A 3,610-nucleotide genomic window follows, 5' to 3' on the forward strand; every position below is an offset into this window, starting at 1 on the left:
AAGCCCGACTATAGCAACCCTCAGTGATCGCAAGACAGCATCACCTGCGAAAGTAACCCGTGCGCCGGTACACGAACCCGAAATCGCACCCGCTCGTCGCACTCGGCCATCAGTAACTCAGCGAGAAGCCCGTGGAGGCCCGCTGCTCTTTGGCCGCAGCCTCGACCGGGTCATCGAACTGCGCTACATCACCACCGCACGGTCCCGCAATTCCGCCAGATTCTTCCTCCGACCGACCATCAGACCGACTCTCTTCTCGTGATAGACCCGTCGCTGATGTCGGCGTGGAGTGGGCTCGCGGGCAGCTGAAAAGTGGATGTCCCGTCTCCGGGAGTGCTGGAGCGTGCGGAGCTGGACCGTGCAGGTTTCACCTGGAGTTGCCAGACGGTGTGAGGGTTCGCTCGTATGGTTTTGCATCGGGTGTGGTTGAATCCGCTGGTTAGCGGCGCTACGGCTTAGGATGGCATGCATGTTCGAGGCCATCGAAACGATCGATTGGGCTGCGGTACCGGGCCCGGCGGGCCTCTACCAGCCGGGGAAGGTCGCCCCAGCGCTGCGTGCCCTGGCACAGTCCACTGACGAGGCTTCAGCGGATGCTGCGATCAGGCCGCTGGAGGATGGCGGCCTTTTCGATCGGCACTGTGGCTGTGTCCATCCGGCGAGTCTGGTCGCGGCGCCGGTCTTGATGGACATCGCCGAGCACGGACCGGCAGCGGCGTTCGGCGCGGTTTGTGTCCTGCTCAGAGGTGCGCTGACCGGCTGTCCGTGGGTAGAGGATGGCACCGACGCACTGTTGTGCTGTGCAATCGCTGAGTCTGTGCGTGCGCGTGCCGCACTGTTCGAGGCTCGCGGGGACCAGTGCGCTCTGAACGTGTTGAAGGAGGCGGACGCGCACTGGGCGCTGACGGTGTCGGAGGTGCCACCGGATCAGCGGCCCGGCAACGTGCTCGCGCTCGGAAGGCTCGTCGGCGTGCCCGGACGGGCTTATGCACCATGCGAGCTGCGCATCCCAGGCCATCCCGCCCGGCGGGTCGAGGCATGTGCAACTGTCGTGTCCGCCCCGGCCGCTGTGGGCGGTGAGGCGTTGGTGCGCTTCAGCTTCGTTGAGGAAGGACAAATCCAACCCGGCCATGTGCTGGCCGCGCCGTGCCACGACAACGTGTTCTGACATCGTTTACGACGACATCCACCACGCGGGCCTCGGACCAGCCACCGGCTGAAACGTCACACGAACTCAAGAAGCTGACGCCTGAAAAGATTGCTCGCGCGATCTTGCGGCGAGTGTTAGTGCGCTGACGAGGCGATCCCTGAGCACCCAACACCCAGCCGGATTCGTGTTCTGCTGACGCTGGACGAGTGGCTGCGCTCAGGCTTGACGCAGCCCGTGGCCGGGCATGTCAGGGTCGTGCTACAGGGTGTACCGAGCGGTGGTCACGGTGGATCCAGGCTCAAGGCGTCACAGTTCGACCGGCTTGTCAGCCGCCCCGACCCCGGTCTTCCCAGCCTCGGGGAGCCTGCAAAAGCAGACTGGAGATTCTGGCGTGACAGAGATCCCGATTCCGGTACTTGAGTTGCCGTTCCCTGAAATTCACCACCGCGAAGATCACGAAGAGTTGAAGCTGGAACTCTGCGACTGGGCTGCTACCCGCGGGTTGGTCGGGCCACGCGGCAGAGAGCGTATGTTCGCATCGAACCTGCTCGACTGGGGACTGGCGATGGTGGGCGCTGGGCCACGCGAGCGTGTCACGGTCATACTGCACTGGTATGTATGGCTGCTGCTGATGGACGATCGGATCGACAGCGGCACATGGGCGCACGACGGACGGCTTCCTGCGTTCGCTCGTGCGGTGGCGCAGGCCATAGTTGATCCAGCCGTCGCGCCGGACGCGGACCCGATGCTGCGGGTGCTCGCCGACGAACTGTGGCGGGATACCGCCGGACTCGGCGATGCGCCCTGGCTGGCGGATTTCGCCGAGCGTATCGGGCTGTACCTGCACGCCGAGTCGGCGATCGTCAATCATCGCCGAGGGCTACAGCAGGTGGACAGCGCCGAGTACCTCGGTCTGCGGAGGAATCTCAGCGCCATGGATGCGGTGTGGGACCTTTTCGCAGCGATTGATGCACCCGGAACCCCGGTACGCGGGCTTGACGAACTGCGCTTCTGCGCGACCGAGCTGATCACCTGGATCAACGACATCTACGGCGTCGAGCGGGACCTGTCCTTCCATGAGCCCAACCTCGTGACCCTCACCCGACAAGAGCACGGCTGCTCCTGGGCGGAGGCGATGGAATCCGTGCACCGATTGTTCCGCTCGCGCGTGCGCACCTTCGTCGGCAATCTCGCGGCGGCCCCGCCGCAATACGCAACCTACGCTTGGCGGCTACGCGACGCCGTCACCGCGACGCTGTTCTGGCACCGTCGCGGCAAACGCTACCTCTAAGCGGGCGAAACAGGGATCGTACGCACAGAGCGCACCGTGCCGAGCCTGCACTGGGAGGAGTTCGATCACGACCCATACCCACTCTACGCGCGGCTGCGCGAGTCGTTCCCGGTGGCGTGGGACGAGCCGATGGACAGCTGGCTGATCAGCCGATACGACGATGTCCGAGCCGCACTCGCAGACCCACGGCTAAGCCTCGATGCCTATACGTGGCAGCTAGAGCCCGTGCTCGGAAGGACACTCCTACAGATGGGCGGCCGCGAGCACACCGCGTACCGGAAGGTGTCCACGGCGGCATTCAACGGTCGAGCGCTGGGGCAATGGTGGCAGTCGGTCGCGGCGATCTCCCAAGAGCTCATCGACGCCTTCCACGGTCGGCTCGAAGTCGATCTCGTCGCAGAGTTCTGTCAGCAGGTCCCGGTACGCGCCATGGCCGCCGCACTCGGCCTGCCGGGCTCGGACGTGCCGGATCTCCAACGCTGGTACCGATGCGCGGCCGAGCATCTCGGCAATTTCCGGGACGATCCACAGATCATGCAGGCCGGGCGCACAGCCGGACGAGAGCTGTTCGAATATCTGGATCCGCATATCGCACAGCGCCGCCGCCACCCCGGCCCCGATCTGCTCTCAACACTGTGCACAGCACGCGTGGACGGCGCACCGATATCTGACACCACGATCAAGGGCTATGCCGGCATGCTGCTGGCGGCAGGCAGCGAAACCACCTCCCACGCACTCGCCATCCTGCTCACGAACCTGCTTGAGCACCCCGATCAGTTGGCCGCCGTTCGCACGGAACCTGGCCTAATCCCCCAGGCGTGGGCTGAGGCCGTACGCCGTAACCCGGCCGTACAACTCGTCATCCGGCAGGCTACCGAGGACCTCGTCATCGCCGACCAACGCATCCCGGCTGGCGCCGCCGTCGCCCTGTCGATCGCCTCGGCAAACCGCGACCCAGCACGCTTCACCGACCCGGACCGATTCGACATCTACCGCACCGATGCACACACCGACCGCGCGTTCACGGCCGCCGCCACACACTTCGCATTCGGCGCGGGCCGCCACTTCTGCCTCGGCGCGCAACTCTCCCTAACCCAGGCACAAGCCGCCATCCCGCTTCTGCTCAACGCTCTGCCGAACCCGGCCCTCGCCGATAAATCAAGCCCAGC

General features: G+C 65.2%; 3 protein-coding genes. All 3 read left to right on the forward strand.

Going from position 1 to position 3,610, the window contains the following annotated elements; all coding sequences use genetic code 11:
* The first annotated feature begins 469 nt into the window (after positions 1 to 469).
* Complete coding sequence (locus tag VGS97_RS27420) at positions 470 to 1,168, forward strand: hypothetical protein (RefSeq protein WP_326856563.1); 699 nt, start codon at positions 470 to 472, stop codon at positions 1,166 to 1,168.
* A 373-nt stretch (positions 1,169 to 1,541) separates the two neighbouring features.
* On the forward strand, positions 1,542 to 2,441 hold the full coding sequence (locus VGS97_RS27425) for a terpene synthase family protein (RefSeq protein ID WP_326856564.1): 900 nt from the start codon (positions 1,542 to 1,544) through the stop codon (positions 2,439 to 2,441).
* 36 nt (positions 2,442 to 2,477) lie between these two features.
* Positions 2,478 to 3,610, forward strand: a 1,133-nt coding sequence (locus tag VGS97_RS27430; RefSeq protein ID WP_326856565.1) for a cytochrome P450, incomplete at its 3' end; no start/stop codon positions are given.

Origin of the sequence: Actinocrinis sp. (assembly GCF_035946395.1) — a bacterium.
GTDB lineage: Bacteria > Actinomycetota > Actinomycetes > Streptomycetales > Catenulisporaceae > Actinocrinis.

Excerpts from the sequence above, each read along its gene's own strand:
- VGS97_RS27420 (WP_326856563.1), top strand. The coding sequence starts at position 470 with ATGTTCGAGGCCATCGAAACGATCGATTGGGCTGCGGTACCGGGCCCG.